24 protein-coding genes and 2 riboswitches are annotated in these 20,483 nt (G+C 36.3%); of the genes, 17 read left to right on the forward strand and 7 right to left on the reverse strand.

Annotated features, from left to right (window positions below; translation table 11 throughout):
* Window positions 1–15: 15 nt before the first annotated feature.
* Window positions 16–177: riboswitch (SAM riboswitch) on the reverse strand.
* A gap of 162 nt (window positions 178–339) precedes the next feature.
* Entirely contained in the window at window positions 340–1,125 is a 786-nt protein-coding gene (locus ACFSCX_RS03005; protein WP_377926620.1) for a carbon-nitrogen family hydrolase, read from the reverse strand.
* Between the two features lie 128 nt (window positions 1,126–1,253).
* Here ACFSCX_RS03005 and ACFSCX_RS03010 point away from each other — a divergent pair, with 128 nt between their 5' ends.
* From ACFSCX_RS03010 to ACFSCX_RS03030, 5 genes are all read left to right on the forward strand, one after another.
* Entirely contained in the window at window positions 1,254–2,435 is a 1,182-nt protein-coding gene (locus ACFSCX_RS03010; protein WP_377926621.1) for a pyridoxal phosphate-dependent aminotransferase, read from the forward strand.
* A 55-nt stretch (window positions 2,436–2,490) separates the two neighbouring features.
* Window positions 2,491–2,595: riboswitch (SAM riboswitch) on the forward strand.
* A 68-nt stretch (window positions 2,596–2,663) separates the two neighbouring features.
* Complete coding sequence (gene mtnW / locus ACFSCX_RS03015) at window positions 2,664–3,902, forward strand: 2,3-diketo-5-methylthiopentyl-1-phosphate enolase (protein ID WP_377926622.1); 1,239 nt, start codon at window positions 2,664–2,666, stop codon at window positions 3,900–3,902.
* Window positions 3,899–4,564 carry a 2-hydroxy-3-keto-5-methylthiopentenyl-1-phosphate phosphatase gene (locus ACFSCX_RS03020; RefSeq protein WP_377926623.1) on the forward strand — a complete coding sequence of 222 codons (666 nt, stop codon included), beginning with the start codon at window positions 3,899–3,901 and terminating at the stop codon, window positions 4,562–4,564. The genes mtnW and ACFSCX_RS03020 overlap by 4 nt, the downstream gene beginning before the upstream one ends.
* The gene (locus ACFSCX_RS03025; protein WP_377926624.1) at window positions 4,561–5,175 is read left to right on the forward strand and encodes a methylthioribulose 1-phosphate dehydratase; all 615 of its coding nucleotides are present in this window, start codon (window positions 4,561–4,563) and stop codon (window positions 5,173–5,175) included. The genes ACFSCX_RS03020 and ACFSCX_RS03025 overlap by 4 nt, the downstream gene beginning before the upstream one ends.
* Window positions 5,176–5,456: 281 nt before the next feature.
* On the forward strand, window positions 5,457–5,990 hold the full coding sequence (locus tag ACFSCX_RS03030; RefSeq protein WP_377926625.1) for a 1,2-dihydroxy-3-keto-5-methylthiopentene dioxygenase: 534 nt from the start codon (window positions 5,457–5,459) through the stop codon (window positions 5,988–5,990).
* A 99-nt stretch (window positions 5,991–6,089) separates the two neighbouring features.
* Here the strand turns inward: ACFSCX_RS03030 and fosB are convergent, their stop codons facing one another.
* Together fosB and ACFSCX_RS03040 are read right to left on the reverse strand one after the other, a co-directional pair.
* Window positions 6,090–6,509, reverse strand: coding sequence for a metallothiol transferase FosB (gene fosB, locus ACFSCX_RS03035; protein WP_377926626.1), 420 nt, complete (start codon window positions 6,507–6,509; stop codon window positions 6,090–6,092).
* A 17-nt stretch (window positions 6,510–6,526) separates the two neighbouring features.
* Window positions 6,527–6,958 carry a YkvA family protein gene (locus ACFSCX_RS03040; RefSeq protein ID WP_377926627.1) on the reverse strand — a complete coding sequence of 144 codons (432 nt, stop codon included), beginning with the start codon at window positions 6,956–6,958 and terminating at the stop codon, window positions 6,527–6,529.
* A 299-nt stretch (window positions 6,959–7,257) separates the two neighbouring features.
* On the opposite strand from ACFSCX_RS03040, the gene ACFSCX_RS03045 reads away from it, so the two are divergent.
* A complete protein-coding gene (locus tag ACFSCX_RS03045) occupies window positions 7,258–7,521 on the forward strand; it encodes an aspartyl-phosphate phosphatase Spo0E family protein (protein ID WP_377926628.1) in 264 nt (87 codons plus the stop codon).
* A gap of 78 nt (window positions 7,522–7,599) precedes the next feature.
* Here ACFSCX_RS03045 and ACFSCX_RS03050 read toward each other — a convergent pair whose 3' ends face one another.
* Window positions 7,600–8,331 (reverse strand): ZIP family metal transporter, encoded by a 732-nt coding sequence (locus tag ACFSCX_RS03050; protein WP_377926629.1) that lies wholly within the window; start codon window positions 8,329–8,331, stop codon window positions 7,600–7,602.
* Window positions 8,332–8,410: 79 nt separating this feature from the next.
* On the opposite strand from ACFSCX_RS03050, the gene ACFSCX_RS03055 reads away from it, so the two are divergent.
* The 6 genes from ACFSCX_RS03055 (at window position 8,411) to ACFSCX_RS03080 (ending at window position 13,841) form a co-directional block, all read left to right on the forward strand.
* Window positions 8,411–9,325, forward strand: coding sequence for a PhzF family phenazine biosynthesis protein (locus ACFSCX_RS03055; RefSeq protein WP_377926630.1), 915 nt, complete (start codon window positions 8,411–8,413; stop codon window positions 9,323–9,325).
* Window positions 9,326–9,523: 198 nt separating this feature from the next.
* A complete protein-coding gene (locus ACFSCX_RS03060; RefSeq protein ID WP_377926631.1) occupies window positions 9,524–10,408 on the forward strand; it encodes a phosphate/phosphite/phosphonate ABC transporter substrate-binding protein in 885 nt (294 codons plus the stop codon).
* A gap of 119 nt (window positions 10,409–10,527) precedes the next feature.
* Window positions 10,528–11,301 carry a phosphonate ABC transporter ATP-binding protein gene (gene phnC / locus ACFSCX_RS03065; protein WP_377926632.1) on the forward strand — a complete coding sequence of 258 codons (774 nt, stop codon included), beginning with the start codon at window positions 10,528–10,530 and terminating at the stop codon, window positions 11,299–11,301.
* A complete protein-coding gene (gene phnE, locus ACFSCX_RS03070) occupies window positions 11,298–12,098 on the forward strand; it encodes a phosphonate ABC transporter, permease protein PhnE (RefSeq protein WP_377926633.1) in 801 nt (266 codons plus the stop codon). Before phnC ends, phnE (ACFSCX_RS03070) begins: the two co-directional genes overlap by 4 nt.
* Complete coding sequence (gene phnE / locus ACFSCX_RS03075) at window positions 12,098–12,898, forward strand: phosphonate ABC transporter, permease protein PhnE (protein ID WP_377926634.1); 801 nt, start codon at window positions 12,098–12,100, stop codon at window positions 12,896–12,898. Before phnE (ACFSCX_RS03070) ends, phnE (ACFSCX_RS03075) begins: the two co-directional genes overlap by 1 nt.
* A gap of 502 nt (window positions 12,899–13,400) precedes the next feature.
* A complete protein-coding gene (locus ACFSCX_RS03080) occupies window positions 13,401–13,841 on the forward strand; it encodes a MarR family winged helix-turn-helix transcriptional regulator (RefSeq protein WP_377926635.1) in 441 nt (146 codons plus the stop codon).
* Window positions 13,842–13,906: 65 nt separating this feature from the next.
* Here ACFSCX_RS03080 and motB read toward each other — a convergent pair whose 3' ends face one another.
* Window positions 13,907–14,665 (reverse strand): flagellar motor protein MotB, encoded by a 759-nt coding sequence (gene motB / locus ACFSCX_RS03085; RefSeq protein WP_377926636.1) that lies wholly within the window; start codon window positions 14,663–14,665, stop codon window positions 13,907–13,909.
* Window positions 14,658–15,452: a flagellar motor stator protein MotA gene (gene motA, locus ACFSCX_RS03090; RefSeq protein ID WP_377926638.1), complete on the reverse strand. Its 795-nt coding sequence runs from the start codon at window positions 15,450–15,452 to the stop codon at window positions 14,658–14,660. The genes motB and motA overlap by 8 nt, the downstream gene beginning before the upstream one ends.
* A gap of 239 nt (window positions 15,453–15,691) precedes the next feature.
* On the opposite strand from motA, the gene ACFSCX_RS03095 reads away from it, so the two are divergent.
* On the forward strand, window positions 15,692–15,889 hold the full coding sequence (locus ACFSCX_RS03095; protein WP_377926639.1) for a hypothetical protein: 198 nt from the start codon (window positions 15,692–15,694) through the stop codon (window positions 15,887–15,889).
* Window positions 15,890–15,921: 32 nt separating this feature from the next.
* Here the strand turns inward: ACFSCX_RS03095 and ACFSCX_RS03100 are convergent, their stop codons facing one another.
* Window positions 15,922–16,773 (reverse strand): hypothetical protein, encoded by an 852-nt coding sequence (locus ACFSCX_RS03100; RefSeq protein ID WP_377926640.1) that lies wholly within the window; start codon window positions 16,771–16,773, stop codon window positions 15,922–15,924.
* Window positions 16,774–16,874: 101 nt separating this feature from the next.
* Here ACFSCX_RS03100 and ACFSCX_RS03105 point away from each other — a divergent pair, with 101 nt between their 5' ends.
* From ACFSCX_RS03105 to ACFSCX_RS03120, 4 genes are all read left to right on the forward strand, one after another.
* Window positions 16,875–17,012 carry a hypothetical protein gene (locus tag ACFSCX_RS03105; protein WP_377926642.1) on the forward strand — a complete coding sequence of 46 codons (138 nt, stop codon included), beginning with the start codon at window positions 16,875–16,877 and terminating at the stop codon, window positions 17,010–17,012.
* 118 nt (window positions 17,013–17,130) lie between these two features.
* Window positions 17,131–17,625 (forward strand): LiaI-LiaF-like domain-containing protein, encoded by a 495-nt coding sequence (locus tag ACFSCX_RS03110; RefSeq protein WP_377926644.1) that lies wholly within the window; start codon window positions 17,131–17,133, stop codon window positions 17,623–17,625.
* Between the two features lie 889 nt (window positions 17,626–18,514).
* A complete protein-coding gene (locus tag ACFSCX_RS03115) occupies window positions 18,515–18,646 on the forward strand; it encodes a DUF6254 family protein (protein ID WP_377926645.1) in 132 nt (43 codons plus the stop codon).
* A 160-nt stretch (window positions 18,647–18,806) separates the two neighbouring features.
* Window positions 18,807–20,426 carry an ABC-F family ATP-binding cassette domain-containing protein gene (locus ACFSCX_RS03120; protein ID WP_377926646.1) on the forward strand — a complete coding sequence of 540 codons (1,620 nt, stop codon included), beginning with the start codon at window positions 18,807–18,809 and terminating at the stop codon, window positions 20,424–20,426.
* Window positions 20,427–20,483: the final 57 nt, after the last annotated feature.

Here is a 20,483-nt window from a genome sequence, read left to right on the forward strand (position 1 = left end):
AGTTATACTTCTCACCTCTTATCTGTCAGAAAGAAATACCTTCTTTCTGTGGAAGTAGCACCGTGCCTTCTGTGATTACTCACAGGCGCAAATGTAAAGCGCCCCATTTCACAATGGTATTACGGTCGGTTGCTGCAGCTTCATCGGGCCATTCCCTCAGCTAACTCTTGATAAGAGATTATGTTCATTTAAGATATGTCAATCTTAAATGTTTTAGTTTAGTAAGTTAAGTTTTCAGTTGAAACTCGGTTGGTAGCGAGTTTTCAGAAATTTTTCACTTGATGAAAATAATAACAGTTTTTAGTTATATATGTCAATAGTTTTTAGTAAATGAAATATTTAGCAATAAAATTCGGGTCTTCTATCTTCAAAAATTGGTATTTGCTTACGTACAGAAGTCACCTTCTCAGTATCAATCGTACCTGTGAGAATAAATTCCGTTTCATTTGCTTCAGAAATTATTTCTCCCCATGGATCAATGATCATAGAGTGACCTGCGAATACATTGCGAGGATCACTTCCTGATCGGTTACAAGCAATAACGTAGCATTGATTTTCAATGGCTCTACTAATCAGGAGCGTACGCCAGTGTGCAAGTCTAGGCAGCGGCCATTCCGCTACTACGAACACAATTTGTGCACCTTGTGATGTATGTTTACGAACCCATTCAGGAAATCGTATATCATAGCAAATGAGTCCTGCACATAGAGTATTACCTATTTCAAATAATCCGTCTTTTACCCCAGGTTGGAGGTGGTGATGCTCATCCATCAATTTAAATAAATGTAATTTACTGTACTCTCCTAGTAGATTTCCATCACGGCCAATTATTAGCATTGTATTATATACACCTTCACTAGTCTGTTTCGCTATAGATCCACCTATTAGAATAATCTTGTTTTCCTTTGCGAAATTTGTAAGAAATGTGAGTGCTCTTTCCCCATTTTTATCTGAGATTTCATCTAGTCTTGTTAGATCATAACCGGTGGACCATAGTTCTGGAAGAACGATGACGTCCGGATTATCAGATAATGCGAGTGTCATTTTTTCTGCGACGATGTTATAGTTCTCATTCGGATCTCCAAATACAATATCAAATTGTATACAGCTTATTTTCAGTTCCATAGATTTGAAATCACCTCAAAAAATTACTTTACATTTTGTTCTTAACAATATATTATTTGTGACTAGAATTTCAAGCCAAAATTCATTAAAAATTCCAAATAGTTTAATTTGAATAAGTAGGTGGAATGATGAAGGTATTCGAGCAATCAGATATTTTAAAAAGTTTACCTGTTCAATTCTTTGCTAGTTTAGTTGCGAAGGTGAACAAGGTTGTAGAACAAGGGTATGATGTGATTAATTTGGGACAAGGTAACCCTGACAGGCCGACACCAGAGCATATTGTGAAATCTTTACAGGAGTCAGCCGCGAATCCACTTCACCACAAGTACTCTCCATTTAGGGGACAACGTTTTCTAAAAGACGCGATAGTATCATTTTATAAACGTGAGTATGGTGTCGAACTTGATCCTGACAAACAAGTAGCAATACTGTTTGGAGGTAAGGCTGGTCTAGTTGAGGTTCCACAATGTGTGTTAAATCCAGGAGATGTAGCACTAGTGCCAGATCCGGGATATCCAGATTATTGGTCAGGTGTTGAACTAGCAAGAGGGAAAATGGAATTTATGCCGTTAAAGGTTGAGAACAAGTTCCTTCCTGACTATTCTAAAATCAGCTCTGACATATTACAAAGGGCGAAGTTAATGTTCTTAAATTATCCTAATAATCCAACTGGTGCTGTTGCTCCGAAAGAATTTTTTGAAGAAACAATAGAAATAGCTAAAAAGAATGATATATGTGTCGTACATGATTTTGCTTATGGTGCAATCGGTTTTGATGGAAATAAACCAATAAGCTTTCTTCAAGTCGAAGGTGCAACCGAGGTGGGGATTGAAATATATACGTTATCTAAAACATATAACATGGCGGGCTGGAGAATTGGATTTGCAGTTGGGAATGAGAGTGTCATCGAATCCATCAACCTTCTTCAAGATCATTTATATGTTAGTTTATTCGGTGGTATACAAGAAGCTGCGGCCACCGCACTTTTATCCTCGCAGAATTGTGTAGATGAACTCGTCCAAATGTATGAGTCTAGGAGAAATATTCTGATTCATGGCCTTCAGGAAATTGGATGGGATGTAACTGCTCCTCCGGGATCATTTTTTGCGTGGCTACCAGTTCCAAACGGATTTACCTCTGTTAGCTTTTCGGATTATTTATTAGAGAAGGCTCATGTTGTGGTGGCCCCGGGTATTGGGTTTGGAAAATATGGTGAAGGTTATGTTAGAGTGGGTTTATTGACGGACGAGGATCGCTTACTTGAAGCAATCGAACGAATAAAAACACTAAATATATTTAAAAAAGATTGACAATTTTAAAAAAAGCTGTCATAATCCAAATTAATTTCTGATAGTTAAATACTTTTTCTTATCAAGAGTAGGTGGAGGGACTAGCCCGATGATGCCCGGCAACCGACTTAGCGATGCTAAGCACGGTGCTAATTCTTGCAGCAAAGCTGAGAGATAAGGAGAGCGGTATCTTACATGTGAACCTCTTCTTATGAAGAGGTTTTTTATTTTGTCCAAAGAGGTGTTTATATGAATGCAGTGAAAGCGACATATTTAATACATGATTCAAAGCTGGACTTGGCAAAAAAAGCCGAAGGAATTGCACTGGGCTTAACCATTGGGTCTTGGACAGATTTGCCACAGCTGGAACAAGAGCAATTAAAAAAACACAAAGGTGAAGTCATAAGCATCGAAGAACTGGCTCAAGACTCTCGTATTGATGATTATTTAGGGAAAAATGTGAAGCGCGGGTTAGTTACTATTTCCTATCCAGCGGCTAATTTTTCGCAAGACTTCCCGGCCATCCTAACAACAGTATTTGGAAAGCTCTCATTAGATGGGGAGATAAAGCTTATGGATTTGGAATTCAGTAATGAAATTAAGTCTTCGTTTCCAGGTCCGTCCTTTGGAATAGAAGGGATTCGAAGTAAGGTAGGAGTGTATGATCGCCCATTATTGATGAGTATCTTTAAAGGCGTAATAGGAAGAGATTTGTCGTACTTAAAGGACCAGTTACGACAACAAGTACTTGGAGGAGTCGATTTAGTTAAGGATGATGAAATTTTATTTGATAATCCACTAATTCCGTTTGAAGAAAGAGTTAAATCAGGCAAAGCGGTACTCAAGGATGTATTTGAGAAAACAGGTCACAGGGCCCTATATGCAGTTAATTTATCTGGGAAAACCTTTGAGCTTTTAGATAAGGCGAAACGTGCAAAAGAACTAGGTGCTGAGGTTTTACTGTTCAATGTGTTTGCATATGGTCTAGACGTTCTTCAGAGTTTAGTAGAAGCGAAAATTGAGTTGCCTATTATGGCGCATCCAGCAGTTAGTGGTGCTTTAACTCCTTCTGAATTCTATGGGATTCATAATCCACTTCTATTGGGTAAGTTACTTCGTTATGCTGGTGCAGACTTTTCATTATTCCCTTCACCTTATGGAAGTGTAGCGATAAAACGCGAGGAAGCACTCGGTATTGCAAATGAATTAACAAAAGACGACCAGTTTAACAAGACAATCCCGGTTCCTTCTGCAGGAATACATCCTGGTTTAGTCCCACTACTAATCAGGGACTTTGGCAAAGATTCTATTATTAACGCCGGTGGAGGAGTTCATGGACATCCCGATGGAGTCATTGCTGGTGGGAGAGCATTTAGGGCTGCAATAGAAGCAGTCCTAGAGGGGCGTACCTTGCAAGAAGCAGCGAAGAATGACGATGCTCTTCAAAAGGCGATAAATTTATGGGGAACTGTAGAGGTGACACAATGAAGAAACCCGTAATATTTTGTGATTTTGATGGAACCATCACTGAAACGGATAATATTATTGCTCTAATGAAGCACTTTGCTCCACCAGAATGGGAAACCATTAAAGATGAAATTCTCTCGCAAGAAATTTCAATAAAAGAGGGTGTAGAGAAATTATTTTCGCTCCTTCCTTCAAGCTTAAAAGAAGAACTAGTTCAGTTTTTAAAGAATCATGCTGAAATTAGGGAAGGTTTTTCAAGATTTGTAGCCTATACAAAAGATCACAATATACCACTATATATTGTTAGTGGCGGTATCGATTTTTTTGTTTATCCTCTATTAACAGGACTTGTTGAAACGAATTCTGTTTACTGTAATGGATCGGATTTTTCAGGTGATTACATTAAAATACTGTGGCCAAATTCATGTGATCAATATTGCCAAAATGATTGTGGATGTTGTAAGCCTTCATTAATTCGGAAACTTGCAGATAATCCTAATCATCATATCATTGTCATTGGTGACTCTATTACGGATTTAGAGGCTGCTAAGTTAGCGGATACTGTTATTGCTCGAGATTTTTTAAAGGAAACCTTAATCACTTTAAACATTCCACATTTTTCATTTGGGAGCTTCGATGATGTGGTGGAGGTGCTAGACAGTCAAATTGAGGTGAAGGTATGAGTACACTAGATGTAAGGTGGAGTGAGTTAGCTGACATAAAGGATGAATTTGCTGTTCGTGACTGGTTTCCAGCAACAAGTGGGAACTTGTCTATTAAAGTTTCAAGTGAGCCTTTGACTTTTTTGGTTACGGCGAGTGGAAAGGATAAACGAAAACGAACGACTGATGACTTTTTACTTGTTGATCAATATGGAAGCCCAGTAGAAGAGACCCATTTGAAGCCATCAGCTGAAACTCAGCTACATGTAGAGGTCTATACTCGCAGTAATGCAGGCTGTTGCCTTCATGTACATACAGTCGATAATAATGTGATCTCAGATCTATATTATTCAAATGGCCAGATACAATTTCAGCACCAAGAAATTATTAAAGCATTTGGTTTATGGGAACAAGATGCTAGCATTACAATCCCGATCATTTATAATCATGCTCATATTCCAACTCTTACAGCCGAGTTTATTCCTCATATTAAGGGGGATTGTGGGGTAGTTCTCATTCACAACCATGGAATAACAGCATGGGGGAAAGATGCCTTGGAAGCAAAAAGAATTTTAGAAGCAAGTGAATTTTTATTTTCGTATCAACTAAAAAAACATTTAGTAAAAATTTAACCTATGAAGTAGGGAGATAGTTCCTCCGTAACCTTTATCCCGCTTTAACTTGCGCTTGCGCTAACACCCCCACATCAAAACTTTAGAAGAAGTTTAAGTGGGGGATAAACGCCAGTAAGAACCCGATAATAGGAATAGAGACTAAGATTGCCACATCCTGTGGCAATATCTGTGTGACCCACATCATGCGGGCCTCACCTAACAATCAGTAGGGGATGAGGAAAACCTCCACTGATTGAAGTTTCACTCTATGAGTTATATAAAATAGGAGGAGAGAATCGATGGCAACAATTCGTATTCATGGTTCTAATGAAATAATTGAAGATCAAGTAAAGGTAGCAGAGTTTTTGGATAGTAATGAAGTTATTTATGAACAATGGGATATTTCAAAGCTCCCAGATAGTCTAAAAGAAAATTTTCTATTAACAGATGACCAAAAAAATGAAATACTAACTGTATTTAGGTCAGAGATTGATGATATTTCAGAGAGAAGAGGGTACAAAACAGCTGATGTTATATCTCTTTCTGACTCTACACCTAATCTAGACCAGCTGTTAAAGAATTTTCAGCAGGAGCATCACCATACAGATGATGAAGTTCGTTTTATCGTTAGTGGTCACGGAATATTTATTATTCAAGGGAAAGATGGAGTGTTTTTTGATGTTAGATTAAACCCTGGTGATTTAATTTCAGTCCCGGAGAATGTGAGACATTATTTTACTTTACAAGAGGATCGAAAGGTAGTAGCAGTGCGTATTTTCGTTACTCAAGAAGGTTGGGTACCTATTTACGAAAAAGAAGAGTTAAATGCATAATTGTACTTAAAGAAGACACTTATTAACTAGAATAGAAGAGACCCTTTCAAGGAAACGAAAGGGCCTTTTCTATGTACCTTTTTTTGATGTCAGGAATAATTAATAGAATTCCATATATGGTTTTTCTGCTTTGTAATAAGCCAGTCGATCATCTAATTTTCCTGTATGGAATTCAAACTTATGACCGTCGGGATCGGTAAAATAGATTGAACGCTTGTCTCTTTCATCTCGGTCACGACCTGGTAACATATTTACACCCAGGGATTTTAAATGTTTAACAACGTGTTCAAACTCACTTTCATGAATAGAAAAGGCAATGTGAGTGTATGAGCTATAGATTTCATTTCTCGGTATATTCTTTTCTACGTTAAGTGCAACCCATAATCCATTTATGTCAAAATAGGCAGTGGTTCTTCCTTTCAAAAGTAATTTAGCTTGGAAGACCTCTTGATAAAAATGAATAGATTTCTCTAAATCAGATACTGAAAATAATAGATGATTAATAGGGCCAACCTTCATATTTATCTTTCTCCTCATCATTCCTCTATAGTTTCTTCTACTATTGTAGTAGTACTGCTCTGCTTCCAATGTTGATAGTCGTCTAAATCTCCCTTTATTTGTTTAATGACGTACAATAAAATCGCTGCATCATCAATATACCCAGCACCAATCAAGATGTCGGGGATGAAATCTATAGGGATAATAAAATAGAGAATACCTATTACAATCATGGTTAATGATTTATAAGGGATCTTACGATACCTTCCTGATATCCAATCTTCATAAGCATCCATTAATAAAATTAGCTGTTCTTTAAATGTTTGGATTCGGCCATTTTCCACATTTGACTTCTTTTTAAGCTCTTCAAGTAACCGTTTGGCTTTATTTCTATCTTTTATGTATTCATGTGCTTTTCCTTTAAAACTACGTACATTATGTTTAATTTGATCGTTATTCAATTCTTTCATCATCTTTAACCTCCTGCACCAATTAGGACTAGACTTTGGTATTTTCAGTTTATCACGTTGACTAGTTACTTTTGATTGAAAAAAATGATACCTGTGTAATAAGATTTCGACATTTCTTACTAATTCTATACTACTTCTCCTTCTTTTATTGTAAGAAAAGGAATGTTTGTCAATTTTGTTAAAAAATCGACCCAAAATAATGTCAATTTTTGCGATTCTATTTACAATTTTAGTAGAATTTGTAATAATTCAAAAGTGGAATAGCATTTATACTTTAATTAGTGAAAGGGGTGGAATGCGTGAGGTCTACTGCTAGTAAACAATTAACAAAGCTGTTAGAGGAAATTAATAGAAAAAGAGAAATGATGATCTCTACTGCATTTGCAACCGGATTCACGAGTGAAGATACGATCAAATGTAGTCAAGAATTGGATGAGTTAATAAACCAATACCAGCATCAGAAAGTATTTGAAAAAAATAAACGTCAATATAGAACATTTTTACAAACAATTACTTTCCTTTCAATAAGAAATTTGAAACTATCGAATAAATATAAATTGTAAAAGCCCACAAAATGTATGTACATTTAGATGGGCTTTTTTCATAGCGTTCGGGAAAGACATATCTCAACTTTTCAAATGTTACCCCAGCACTTGAAGTACAATGACCATAAAAAGTAAACCAACAATAAAGGAGTAGGTGGCCATTTGTTCATTTCCATCTCCATGGCTCTCTGGTATTAGTTCTTTATAGATAATATATAGCATTGCTCCAGCGGCAAAGGCTAAACCATAAGGAACTAAAAAGGACACAAATGAAGTGAGTATGAATCCTAGTATAGCTGTGATAATTTCAACGGCACCTGTTAATGTAGCCACAATAAATGCTTTGATCTTGTTTATCTTCTGCTGAATTAGAAACAAAGCAACCAGAAAACCTTCAGGAGCATTTTGAAGTCCAATGGCAAATGCAATCAAGTTTCCTACTCCATCAGTATCAGAGGCATAACTTACCCCAACTGATAATCCTTCAGGGAGATTATGAAGGGTAATGGCAGCGATGATTAATGTTGCTTTCTTATCGAATTCAATTCCCTTTCGATTGTGTTCTAGATCTATGTGTGGAACATTTCTTTCAAGTATGCTTAGAGCTAACACACCAAGAAAGAGACCAATAGCAAGTTGGTAGATTCCACCACTACTTAATGACTCTGGAATAAGGCTCATGGTTGAAGCTGCCATCATAATCCCAGCAGTAAATGCTAACAATATATCTCTCCATCGGTGGGTTACTTGTTGTAAGAATAGGATAGGAAGCGCACCAAGGCCTGTTGAAAGAGCTGACAGCGTGCTTCCAATTAACAATTCCTTCATCAATCATTCACCTTCATTCATTCATCTATTTTATTATTATAATAGGAAATAGAAACAAAGTATAGAAAGGAGAAATAAGATGAAAGAACTTCAATATGTACTATTAGATGTATTTACAGATAAACCGTTTGGAGGGAATCAGCTTGCAGTATTCTTACATTGTGATGACTTGTCTGGGGATAAAATGCAAACAATCGCGAAGGAACTCAATTTATCAGAGACAGTGTTCCTGTTTCCTCCTAACCCCCAAAATAGTGACTTTACATTAAGAATTTTTACACCAAGAATGGAACTCCCTTTTGCTGGTCATCCCACAATTGGGACAGCTTACTTACTTGGAATAATGGGCTTGGTACCAGTAAAGAACGGTGTGACGACAATTACTTTACAGGAGAAGATAGGTGCTATTCCAGTTGAACTCTACTCGGTAGACGGTCAAATTCAAAAGGTCAACATGGCACAGCCCATACCCAAAATCGTGGAGGAAGGGCATAATAAGAAACGGGTAGCTGAACTTCTCTCACTTAGTGAGGAGGATATAGACCAACATCTTCCTATCCAATCTCTTTCTGCTGGTATTCCATATCTATATATCCCGGTAAAGTCTTTAGATGCAATGAAGCGTATTCGATTTCGAACGGATATTTGGAATGAAAGTTTCGCAGGCTCAGAAAATAATAAACATATCTTTACTTTTTGTTTAGAAACTGAACTTAAGAGCACGAATGTACACAGTCGTATGTTTGCTCCTGCCATGGGGATAGTTGAGGATCCTGCTACTGGTAGTGCAAGTGGACCACTTGGCTACTATCTTGCGAATCATCGAATTGGTGAACCTATAGATGAAACCTATTATTACGTTAGCGAGCAAGGAATTGAAATAGGACGCCCAAGCTTGATAGAAATAATGATTTCAAAGAAAGGACACGAAACAAGAGACATAAAAATTGGAGGTACTGCTGTTATCATAGGCGAAGGGGTATTAAGGGTATAAATGATATACATATGATCGACTGCTCAAATGATTCAAGGAGATAGTGTAAGTATATAATAAACATAATAGGTAAAAATGCAAAAATGAGAGTGTGTAAATAAAATGTAAAAATTCTCCGAAAAGTGTAGCAAAAAAAAGATTTTTAGTGGATAATTATTTCTGATGTGATTAAATATTTTTTGGGAGGAACAGTGGATTATGAAAAAAGTAGTAAGTATTTTATTAATTGCTATTTTAGCAATTAGTCTTGCAGCATGTGGAAATGCGGGAGGAGATCCTGATAAGCTTGTAATGGGCTTTGTGCCATCACAAGAGTCTGACACGATTGCAAGCACTGTTGAACCACTAGCTAAAAAGCTATCAGAAGAATTAGGTATTGAAGTTGAAGGTAAAGTAATGACGAACTACACTGCACTGGTTGAAGCTATGGGTACAAATGAAGTACATATTGGTTTCATTCCTGCCTTTGCTTATGTCTTAGCTAACGAGAAGCACGGTGTCGAAGTAATTCTAAAATCAGAGCGTTATGGTGCTGCTGAATACCGAGCACAATATGTAGTTCGTGCTGACTCAGGTATTGAATCTTTAGAAGATATGAAGGGCAAAATCTGGGCTATACCTGATCTAGCATCAACAAGTGGATTCTTATTCCCTGCTGCTCAAATCATGGACGAGTTTGGTGTAGAAGATCCACAAACAGGATTCTTCGGTGAAACAGTACAAACAGGTGGTCACGATAATGCGGCAATAGCAGTTTACAATGGTGATGCAGATGTAGCTACAACATTTGAAGATGTTCGTAAAAACCTTGAAAAAGAATATCCAGATGTTATGGATAAACTTAAAGTAGTAGAATACACAGACTACATTCCAAATGATACGATTTCTGTTACAGAAGAGCTAAGTGACGAATTAGTTGACAAAATTCGTTCAACTTTCCTAGGATTTAATGAAGATGAAGAAATGATTGCTATCATGAATGAAGTTTATACTTGGGATGCTATCCGTGAAGCTCAAGATAGTGAATACCAAATTGTTCGTGATACTTACAACAAGTTTAAAGATACGATTACATTAGACTAAAGGCTTGAAAATTTTGTAGGGGGGAGCATGCTCCTCCCTTTTTTGCTAATAATAAGAAAACAGTACATATGCATTTCAATATTAATAATGAAGTGGCACATGGAAAAGGAGGGTTCCTCATGATCGAATTTAAAAATCTTTCCCTCGTGTACCCGAATGGAACAAAGGGGTTAAAAAACGTAAATATAAAAATAAATGAGGGTGAATTTGTCGTCATTGTTGGACTATCTGGTGCAGGTAAGTCAACATTCATTCGGAGTATTAACCGATTAGTTACACCAACTGAAGGACAACTTTTAGTAGAGAATGAAGATATACTTAAGCTTAACGGGTCAGGGCTAAGAAAATTACGTACAAGAGTAGGAATGATTTTCCAAAACTACAACCTTGTTAAGCGTTCAACTGTTATGAAAAATGTGATTGCTGGTCGTTTAGGACATACTGGAACTTTAAAAAGCATTCTTAATTTGTATTCAAAACAAGATATGGGACTTGCATATGAAAGTTTAAAAAGAGTAAACATTGAAGAGAAACTATATAATCGTGCAGATGAGCTTAGTGGTGGACAACAACAGCGTGTTAGTATTGCACGTGTGTTAACACAACAGCCAAAAATAATCCTAGCTGATGAACCAGTGGCGAGTTTGGATCCTCCAACTTCTCACCAGGTCATGACTTATTTGAAAAAGATAAATCGTGAAGACAACATTACTACCATTGTTAACCTTCACTTCATTGATATGGCAATGGAATATGCAGATCGAATTATTGGAATGAGAGCAGGAGAAGTCGTTTATGATGGGCCAGCTTCAGAGGTAACTGAACAGACATTTGAAGAAATTTATGGTCGTTCAATCCGTGAAGATGACTTACGGGGAGGTCAAGAGGAATGAAGGATGTAGAAAAATATACTCCTACGAGCCTTTATTCACCAAAAACAAAGACAACGATGACGATAGTTCTAATTGTTGTCATTGGTTTTTATCTCGTAAGCTCTATTACTACTCAGTCCTTTATTACGAATTTTTTTATTAAGCTGCCAAATATTTTTGAACTGATTTACCGCTTTTTTCCACCTAATTGGGCTTATGCTAATAAAGTTTGGCCGAAGCTTTTTGAAACCATTCAAATGGCTGTTATTGCAACAACAGTTGCAACCATTGTTAGTATTCCATTAAGTTTACTTGCTTCAAGGAATATAACGACGAATAAGATTCTTTATAACATTATTCGTTTTTTTCTAAATGTATTACGTACAATCCCTGATATTATATTAGCTGTTGTATTTGTGGGATTGTTTGGGATTGGGGCATTTCCTGGTATAGTAGCACTTATAATCTTTTCTTTAGGTATTCTTGCAAAATTAATGAGTGATACAATTGAAGCGATTGATATGACACCAATTGAGGCGATGGAAGCATCTGGTGCAAATCGACTTCAAACTATTTGGTACTCAGTTGTACCTCAAATCTTACCACAGTTTGTATCCTTTTCTCTTTACGTGTTTGAAATAAACATTCGTGCTTCAGTTGTTTTAGGACTAGTAGGTGCGGGAGGTATCGGTTTATTATTAAGCCAGCAAATTAACTTCTTTAATTATCCGAGCGTAACAACGATTACACTTATCATCTTTGCAGTAGTTGTGATCATTGATTATATTAGTGGAAAAATTAGGGAGGGATTATTGTAATGAAACATATTGAATTACCTCCTAAACAGAAGAAAAATCCGAAGGCTATCATTCGAAATTGGCTTGTAGCAATCATATTGGTCATTATTTATACTTGGACTTTTTCAGGTATAAACATTGATTGGTTAAAGGTTATTGAGCGATCAACTGAGAATTTCGGACGAATCATACCAAGGCTATTTTCACCTGATTTTTCTGCAACGGGTGAAATCCTTTTAAAAATGGTCGAGACCATTTTTATTGCTTATACTGGATCATTAGCAGCAGCTATAATAGCGATTCCATTAGCATTTATGGCAGCTTCTAACATGTCGAGCAATAGATTTCTTAATAAAATCGGTTTATGGATTTTAGGTGGAGTACGTGCATTTCCGGATATCGTCCTCGCCATTATTTTCGTTGCAGCAGTTGGTCCTAATCCGTTTGCCGGTGTCCTTGCAATTGCTATCGGATCAACAGGGATGTTAGGAAAGCTCTACTCTGAAGTGATAGAATCTATTGATATGAAAGTCATTGAAGCAATGGAAGCAAATGGTGCTAATAAAATTCAGATTTTGTTTTATGGAATCATGCCTCAAGTTATTCCTGAATTTTTATCCTATGCTATTTACAGATTTGAAATTGATGTACGTGCATCCTCAATTTTAGGTATTGTTGGTGCTGGTGGTATAGGTACATTGATAACGTTTGCTTATTTAAACCGAAATTGGGAAGAAGTGGGGATGATCCTTCTTGTAATTATTATTGTAGTTACAATAATTGATATGATCAGCTCCTATATACGAAAAAGAATTGTTTAAAGACATGAGAGTTTTCATGTCTTTTTACATTATTAAGCGTACTGTGTCAAATACTTTTTTTTGAATTTTGGGTAAGACAAATACACCTATCCTATTTTTCCTCCATTTAATGGATATATTGGGAGAGCAACTGACAAGGAGCTCTTATAAAAGTTAACCACTACTTCTCAGATCTGAAGTGTATCCTCGTTTCAATTCTATACAGGGATGCATTCTGGCATGAGTACAATCTGTTGATTTCATTAACGTACTATTCGCATTTGTAGGACGAGGTGGATAATGCTTAATTTCCATTTGAAGGGTTGAACGTATTTTAACTTCTTGTCTTCGCAAACTAGTAAGAGTAAGAAGTTGACGTCATTTGCTTTTCCTTAGGCTAAACGGGGCGCCCTGAGCCTTTTGTTCTATTTGGTGATGAAAGGGACTTCTTGACAAAGCACAAGGGATTCATTATCATTATCTTTAATTCAAGATATTATTTCTTAATAAGGAATTGGTTAATATGGAAAAAAATAAGGATATAGAAACATCCCTAAAATTGTTTGTTGTACTATCAAGGGCGTACAGAAGTGTAAATGATCTTGCGAATAAATCGATACAAAGGTTTGAGCTAAACCCAACGGAATTTGCTGTATTAGAGCTTTTATATCATAAGGGTGATACACCTCTGCAACAAATAGGAGGGAAAATCCTTATAGCAAGCGGCAGTATCACCTATGTAGTGGATAAGCTAGAGAAGAAAGGACTACTTTCTAGAAGACAATGCTTGAAAGATAGACGAGTAACATATGCATCACTTACAAAGGCTGGGAAGGAATTGATGGAAGAAATTTTTCCTCAGCATGAACAATATATACAAAATATTCAAGCATCACTGAATACGGAAGAAAAAGAGTCATTAATTTTTTTACTTAAAAAGCTTGGGCATGGCGCAAAGGAATAAGAAAAAACCGAGAACATTTGTGTTCTCGGTTTTTTCTATCTATCTAAATTAGATGCCTTGATTTATTACTCATTAAATTCATTTGGTAGAATTAATACTTCAACGCGACGGTTATTTGCTCTACCTTTTGCTGTATCATTTGTATCAACAGGCTGATACTCACCAAATCCTTTAGCGCTAAATCTCCTCGCATCCAATTTCTCATTTTCAAGGAGAAGTTTCATAAAATTAACAGCACGCATCACACTTAGGTGCCAGTTTGAATCAAATTGTGCATTACTGATCGGAACATTATCTGTATGTCCACTAATTACTACATTTCTGGGAGGTTCCGAGACTAATAACTCTGAAATATCTCTTGCTAAAGTTTGATCACTTAACCGAACAGCTGCTGCTCCTGAATCAAAAAAAACATCATTTAATATTGTGATTAACAGTCCATCTTCTGTTAATGTGGTTTGAAGTTTGTCAGCTAATCTTCTCTTATCAATATACGTATTAATCTTCTTCTGAAGCTCGGCGAGTTCAGATCTTTCCTTCTTGTCAAATTCAGGGTTTTCATTTGGGTCATTGTTCACGTCTTCCTGGTTTAGGGATTCTGGTCTTTCTTCAGGAAGGGGACTAGGATATTCCATCAACCCGGTTCCACCACTCATCGCACTATTTAATGACCTGGCCAATTGCTGAAACTTTTGAACATCTATTGAACTACTTGCAAACAATACAATAAATAATGCAAGCAGTAGTGTTAATAAATCAGCATAGGGAATAAGCCAAGATTCATCAACATGTTCCTCGTGATGATGTTTCTTTTTCCTACTCATCTGATTTACCACCTTGAGAAGCATAGTATTTCTCTCGTTCAAAATGAGGTAAATAACTTGCAAGCTTTTGTTCTAACATTGTAGGAGATTGTCCATCTAAAACCGATAAAACCCCCTCAATCATGACGCGTTTTACATGTATTTCTTCTTTTGATTTTCTCTTTAATTTATTCGCAAATGGATGCCATAAAACATACCCAGTAAAAATCCCAAGAAGTGTTGCTACGAATGCTGCAGCAATTGCTGCTCCTAGTGCATCAATATCAGCCATATTGCCTAGTGCTGCAATTAATCCGACTACCGCTCCTAATACTCCTAGTGTTGGAGCATACGTACCTGCTTGGGTAAATATTCCCGCACCGGCAAGGTGTCGTTCTTCCATCGCATCAATTTCTTCGTTCATGACATCCCGAATAAATTCAGGAGATTGACCATCAATGGCTAGACTAAGACCATTTTTCAAGAAATGATCATCAATTTCAGTAATTTTTGCTTCTAGCGCTAGAAGTCCTTCTTTTCTTGCAATGTTAGCCCAATCTGTAAACATCGGAATAAGATCACTAACAGTTTGGGATGTTTTTGTTTTAAATAATACACCAAAGAGCTTTGGGATTCTTTTCAGCTCATGTCCAGGAAAACCAATTGTAACGGCTGCCGCTGTACCTACTATAATGATAAAGAATGCTGCAGGGTTAAGTAACACACCGAAAGGTACATGTTTAAAGAACATACCTAATAGAAGAGCTAGTAGTGCGAGAATCAATCCTATAATCGTTGCTTTGTCCATAAGTATCACCAACTTTAAGTATTTTCTAGTTTAATAGACTTAAACTAATATTCTTTACCTCGAATATATATAGTTTATTATACTTATGTTATCGGCATAATTTAAGTATCTATGAAGAAATATTTGTGAATAAGTTTATTGGAAGTTATCGTAAAAAAAATTAATCTCTGTTATATTGGCCCATTACACAAGGGGAGTAGACGCATATCCTAAAGAGAATAAACTTTAGGAGGCTAATCATGATACCTTATAGACATGATCAAAGATTTCTCGGCTTTGGCATTGGGCGCCCTTTTGGACGACCATTTATAGGACCTTTACCATTCTTAACAGGTTTAGCAGGAGGATTAGCACTAGGTGCACTAGCTAGACCACCATATTACTATCCACCGTACCCGTATTATCCTTATCCAGTCCCACCTTATCCTTATTATTAATGAATAAAGGGGATGTTTACGAAACATCCCCTTTAATTTGGAATGAATTTTAGTTCTTCATAGGAAACACTCCATTTTTCAAATGGACTGGACCTTATTAATTGTAGAGACATATATCCTTCATCTTTACCGTTTATGGTTGAATAAATCGTGACTGGAATAGAAAGATTCTTGAACAATAATGCATCTTCTTCCATGTTTGTTTCAATGATGAAATCACTTTTTATTTTTATTGATTCGATAGTCTTCATCCATTTAGAAAGCATGATATCATTTTCCCATCCCTTTGTGAGAGTTAGATTTAATAAATATGGATCTTGTTGATTTATGGATTCAATAAATGCCTCGGTAAAGGTAGGGATATTCATCTTGCTTAAATAATCTTCGACCAAACCTGCTGCTTTTAGAATCATTAATTTATGAGAAAAATCCATTCTTTTTGACCGATGTGTCGTACTCCCGTTAAAATGTATACAAAAATGACCAGGAAAATTGTTTTGAAGTGCCCCAGCTCCATGTGGCATACCATGCATAGAGGCAGCAATTAAATAATCTTTTGTTTGTACGAGAATAGCTCTTCTTTTCCAACTCCACTTGCCGTTATATAGACTCTTCATAATCTTCGTATCCTTAGAAGTAAGGGGCTGAACATCTGTGTGATTCCTGCCAGCTCGTCTTTGAACTTGGAAGGATTTACCTGTTTCCCAATCAATAATGGTAAAGGTTGAGAACTTGGGAAGGAGAGTATTCACAAAACTCCAGTGTAACGGCTCTACCTTAAAGCTGATGGGGGAAGGAAGTCTATTGTCTATATCAGCTCTTAATTTTAATGGATACAGAAATAAAACTAACAGGATAAGGATAAGAATCGCTCGTTTCTTCACCTATCATTCACCTATCTTTTTAAAAGAATTATGTACATAATCAACTGTCATAGTATGAGTAAAAAAAGGTCATCCTATGAATGAAAAAGGAGGCTGTTTAGATGAAGAAACAGAAAGAGAAAATTCCAAACCTTAGCTATGAATCAGATGGGAAAATGGGTAAGAAGGATACAGAAAAAAATCAAATTGAAAAAAATAAATCAGCTGATTTTTTTAATATTACCCCAGATAGTGAGTAAGGTATAACCAAGTAGAAAGATTATTCTACTTGGTTTATTTTATGGGTAAAAATATACAAAAACCGGATGACTTTCCCAACTGTTTGTTGATATAGTAATCATAGAAGGGAGGAGAAATATGAAGCAACGAAATATTCTGATAGGCAGTATCTTGATTATAGTTGGGTTACTATTTTCTTTAGAATCAATGGGAATAATCAATAATCCATGGGGATCACTATGGCCTTTGTTTCTCGTTATCCCGGGCATTGCTTTTCACTTAGCATTTTTCCTAAGTGGGGCAAAGAAACATCTTGCAGGTTTATTAGTACCCGGTGGAATCCTTCTTGTTATTGGAAGTTTGTTTATCTTTGAAACATTTACCTCTTGGCAATTTTCGCATCTAACATGGCCGGTCTATTTATTTGCGGTATCATTCGGCTTATTCGAATTATATTTTTTTGGTGGAAGGGAAGCGGGATTACTCATTCCAGTTTTTATATTAGCTGTAGTAGGCATCGTCTTTCTTCTTGAAGGATTCTTAGAGTTTCCGATTTTTAACCTATGGCCATTCGTCTTAATTGTAGTTGGTATATATATCATGTTTGGAAAAGGTCAGTCCAAGCAAGGATAACTGATCAGTCTCCTATTCGGAGGCTTTTTTTCTTTAAAGATAAAATGGAATACGTTTTTTTATTGTTCCAAGTTACAATATTCATTCGTATTCCTGCTCCAGTGCCGAGCCGCTTGAGGTCGAATACAGTAAACTCCATCAGTGATCGTTTCTGATGGTTAATTGAACATTTGCTCTGCCCTATGCTAACGAGGACGCATAGGCCTTTTGTTCGTTAATACAAAATGATGAGACTTTTCAAGTACACTGAAAAACTTATTTATATTAGAGATATTACTCCCCTGAAATCAGGTTAACAATGTCTTCTACTATAGATCTGTAACCTAGTGATATGGATTTTTCCGTACCAAAAAAAGTTGCTGATACAATTAATATAATTGCCGATAAATGCGTAGAAGTTGCTGATAAAATTTGCAAAGTTGCTGATACCCAAAAAAGTTGATGATAAATACGAAAAGTTGCTGTTAAAATCAGATAGTTGTTGATAATTTTCAAGGAGTTGCTGATAAAATGAATAAAGTTGCTGATAGACTTTTAAATGTTAAAAAAAGACCATGTTTTAAAATGGCATGAAAGCAAAATTTCTTCCATTATGACTCTGTCCTTAATTAAAGTTCTTCAACATCATAAAAAGTAACCCTTTTTCAGTTAAATTGTGGGTAAGTATAACTTTCCTATCGTAGTCACGGACACTTCCGCCAAGTTTTTCTACTAAGAATAAGTTTTAATTGTGGCATTTTACAATAGTCTTTCGTATTCCGGCTCCTGAGCCTTTTTGTTCTTGCCAAACTAAAGGATTATCCCTCAGATTTGGTTTATTTTTCATACATTACACAATCAAAGGTTGGTGCATCCTATTATTAAAATACAATATGAAGGAGAATAGGCTATGACTCAATCTAAACGCCAAAAAGAGCGACAATGGAGAACGAGAAAAGAGGCACAGAACCCTCATGGTAAAGTAAAGTCATATGATGATCTTGCAGAAGATGTAACAAACAATGACGTAGAAAATAAGTAATATTGACAGGCGCATTTCCGAATGCGTCTTTTCCATGAAATAAGACCTATTATGAAATAAAAGATTCTACAAAGTTCTCCAATCTGTCCTTCAACGATAGTTCATTGTGACTGAATTTGTGCTATAATATCCGAAGTGAAATAGATTGGAGGAAAAAACTGTGATTGCTGTTCAAAATGTGGGGTTACGTTATGGAGATCGAAAACTATTTGATGATGTTAACATAAAGTTTACACCGGGTAATTGTTATGGATTAATTGGTGCAAATGGTGCTGGGAAGTCGACGTTCTTAAAGATTTTATCTGGTGAAATAGAAGCACAGCAGGGTGATGTTGTCATCACACCTGGTGAAAGACTGGCGGTTTTAAAACAAAACCACTTTGAATATGAAGAATTTGAGGTTATCCAAACGGTTATAAAAGGGCATGCACGTCTTTATGAAGTGATGCAAGAGAAAGATGCAATCTATATGAAAGCAGACTTTACTGATGAAGATGGAATGAGAGCTGCTGAATTAGAAGGTGAGTTTGCTGAATTAAATGGTTGGGAAGCGGAGTCTGAAGCAGCCATTTTATTAAAAGGGTTAGGTATCGGTGAAGAGTTCCACCATAAAAAAATGGCAGAACTTACAGGTGGAGAAAAGGTTAAAGTATTATTGGCTCAAGCTCTATTTGGTAAACCAGATATTCTTCTGTTGGACGAGCCTACTAACCACTTAGATATCCATGCGATTCGCTGGTTAGAGGAATTTTTAATCAACTTTGAAAACACCGTTATCGTAGTATCTCACGATCGTCACTTTCTAAATAAAGTTTGTACTCATATTGCAGATCTGGATTTTGGAAAAATTCAAATCTATGTCGGTAACTATGATTTCTGGTATGAATCAAGCCAGTTAGCTTCAAAAATGGCGCAGGATGCCAATAAGAAGAAAGAAGAAAAGATAAAGGAACTGCAGGCATTTATTGCACGATTTAGCGCAAATGCCTCAAAATCGAAGCAAGCAACATCACGTAAGAAGTCACTTGATAAGATCCAGCTTGACGATATTAGACCATCATCACGTAAATATCCATATGTTCACTTTGCACAAGAACGTGAAGTAGGTAATGATCTATTGCGTGTGGAAGGCATTACAAAAACGATTGATGGTGAAAAAGTACTCGATAATGTTAGCTTCATCGTTAATAAGAATGATAAGATTGCCTTTGTTGGAAGAGATGAAATTGCCAAGACTACTTTATTTAAGATTTTAATGGGTGAGATGGAAGCTGACAGTGGAACATATAAATGGGGTGTAACAACAAGTCAAGCTTATTTCCCTAAAGATAACTCCGAGTATTTTGAAAACAACGACATGAATTTAGTTGATTGGTTACGTCAATATTCTCCAAATGACCAAACTGAAAGCTTTTTACGTGGATTCCTTGGAAGAATGCTATTTTCCGGAGAGGAAGTTATGAAGAAAGCGAAAGTTTTATCAGGGGGAGAAAAAGTCCGTTGCATGCTTTCAAAAATGATGTTAACAGGTGCTAACGTCCTCGTGTTGGACGAACCGACAAATCATTTGGATTTAGAATCAATTACTGCACTAAATAATGGTCTCATCAACTTTAAAGGAACAATGCTATTTACGTCCCATGACCATCAATTTGTAGAAACGCTTGCGAATCGTATCATTGAAATTACACCTAAAGGTATTATAGATAAGCAAGTGACGTATGATGAGTATTTAGAAAACAGTGAACTACAAAAACAAGTGGAAGCGATGTATGCGTAACCATTTAAACAAAAAAGGAATGGAAAGGCTAAAGCTTTCCATTCCTTTTTTTGATAG

The organism is Bacillus salitolerans (assembly GCF_042680805.1).
Lineage (GTDB): Bacteria > Bacillota > Bacilli > Bacillales > SA4 > Bacillus_CJ > Bacillus_CJ salitolerans.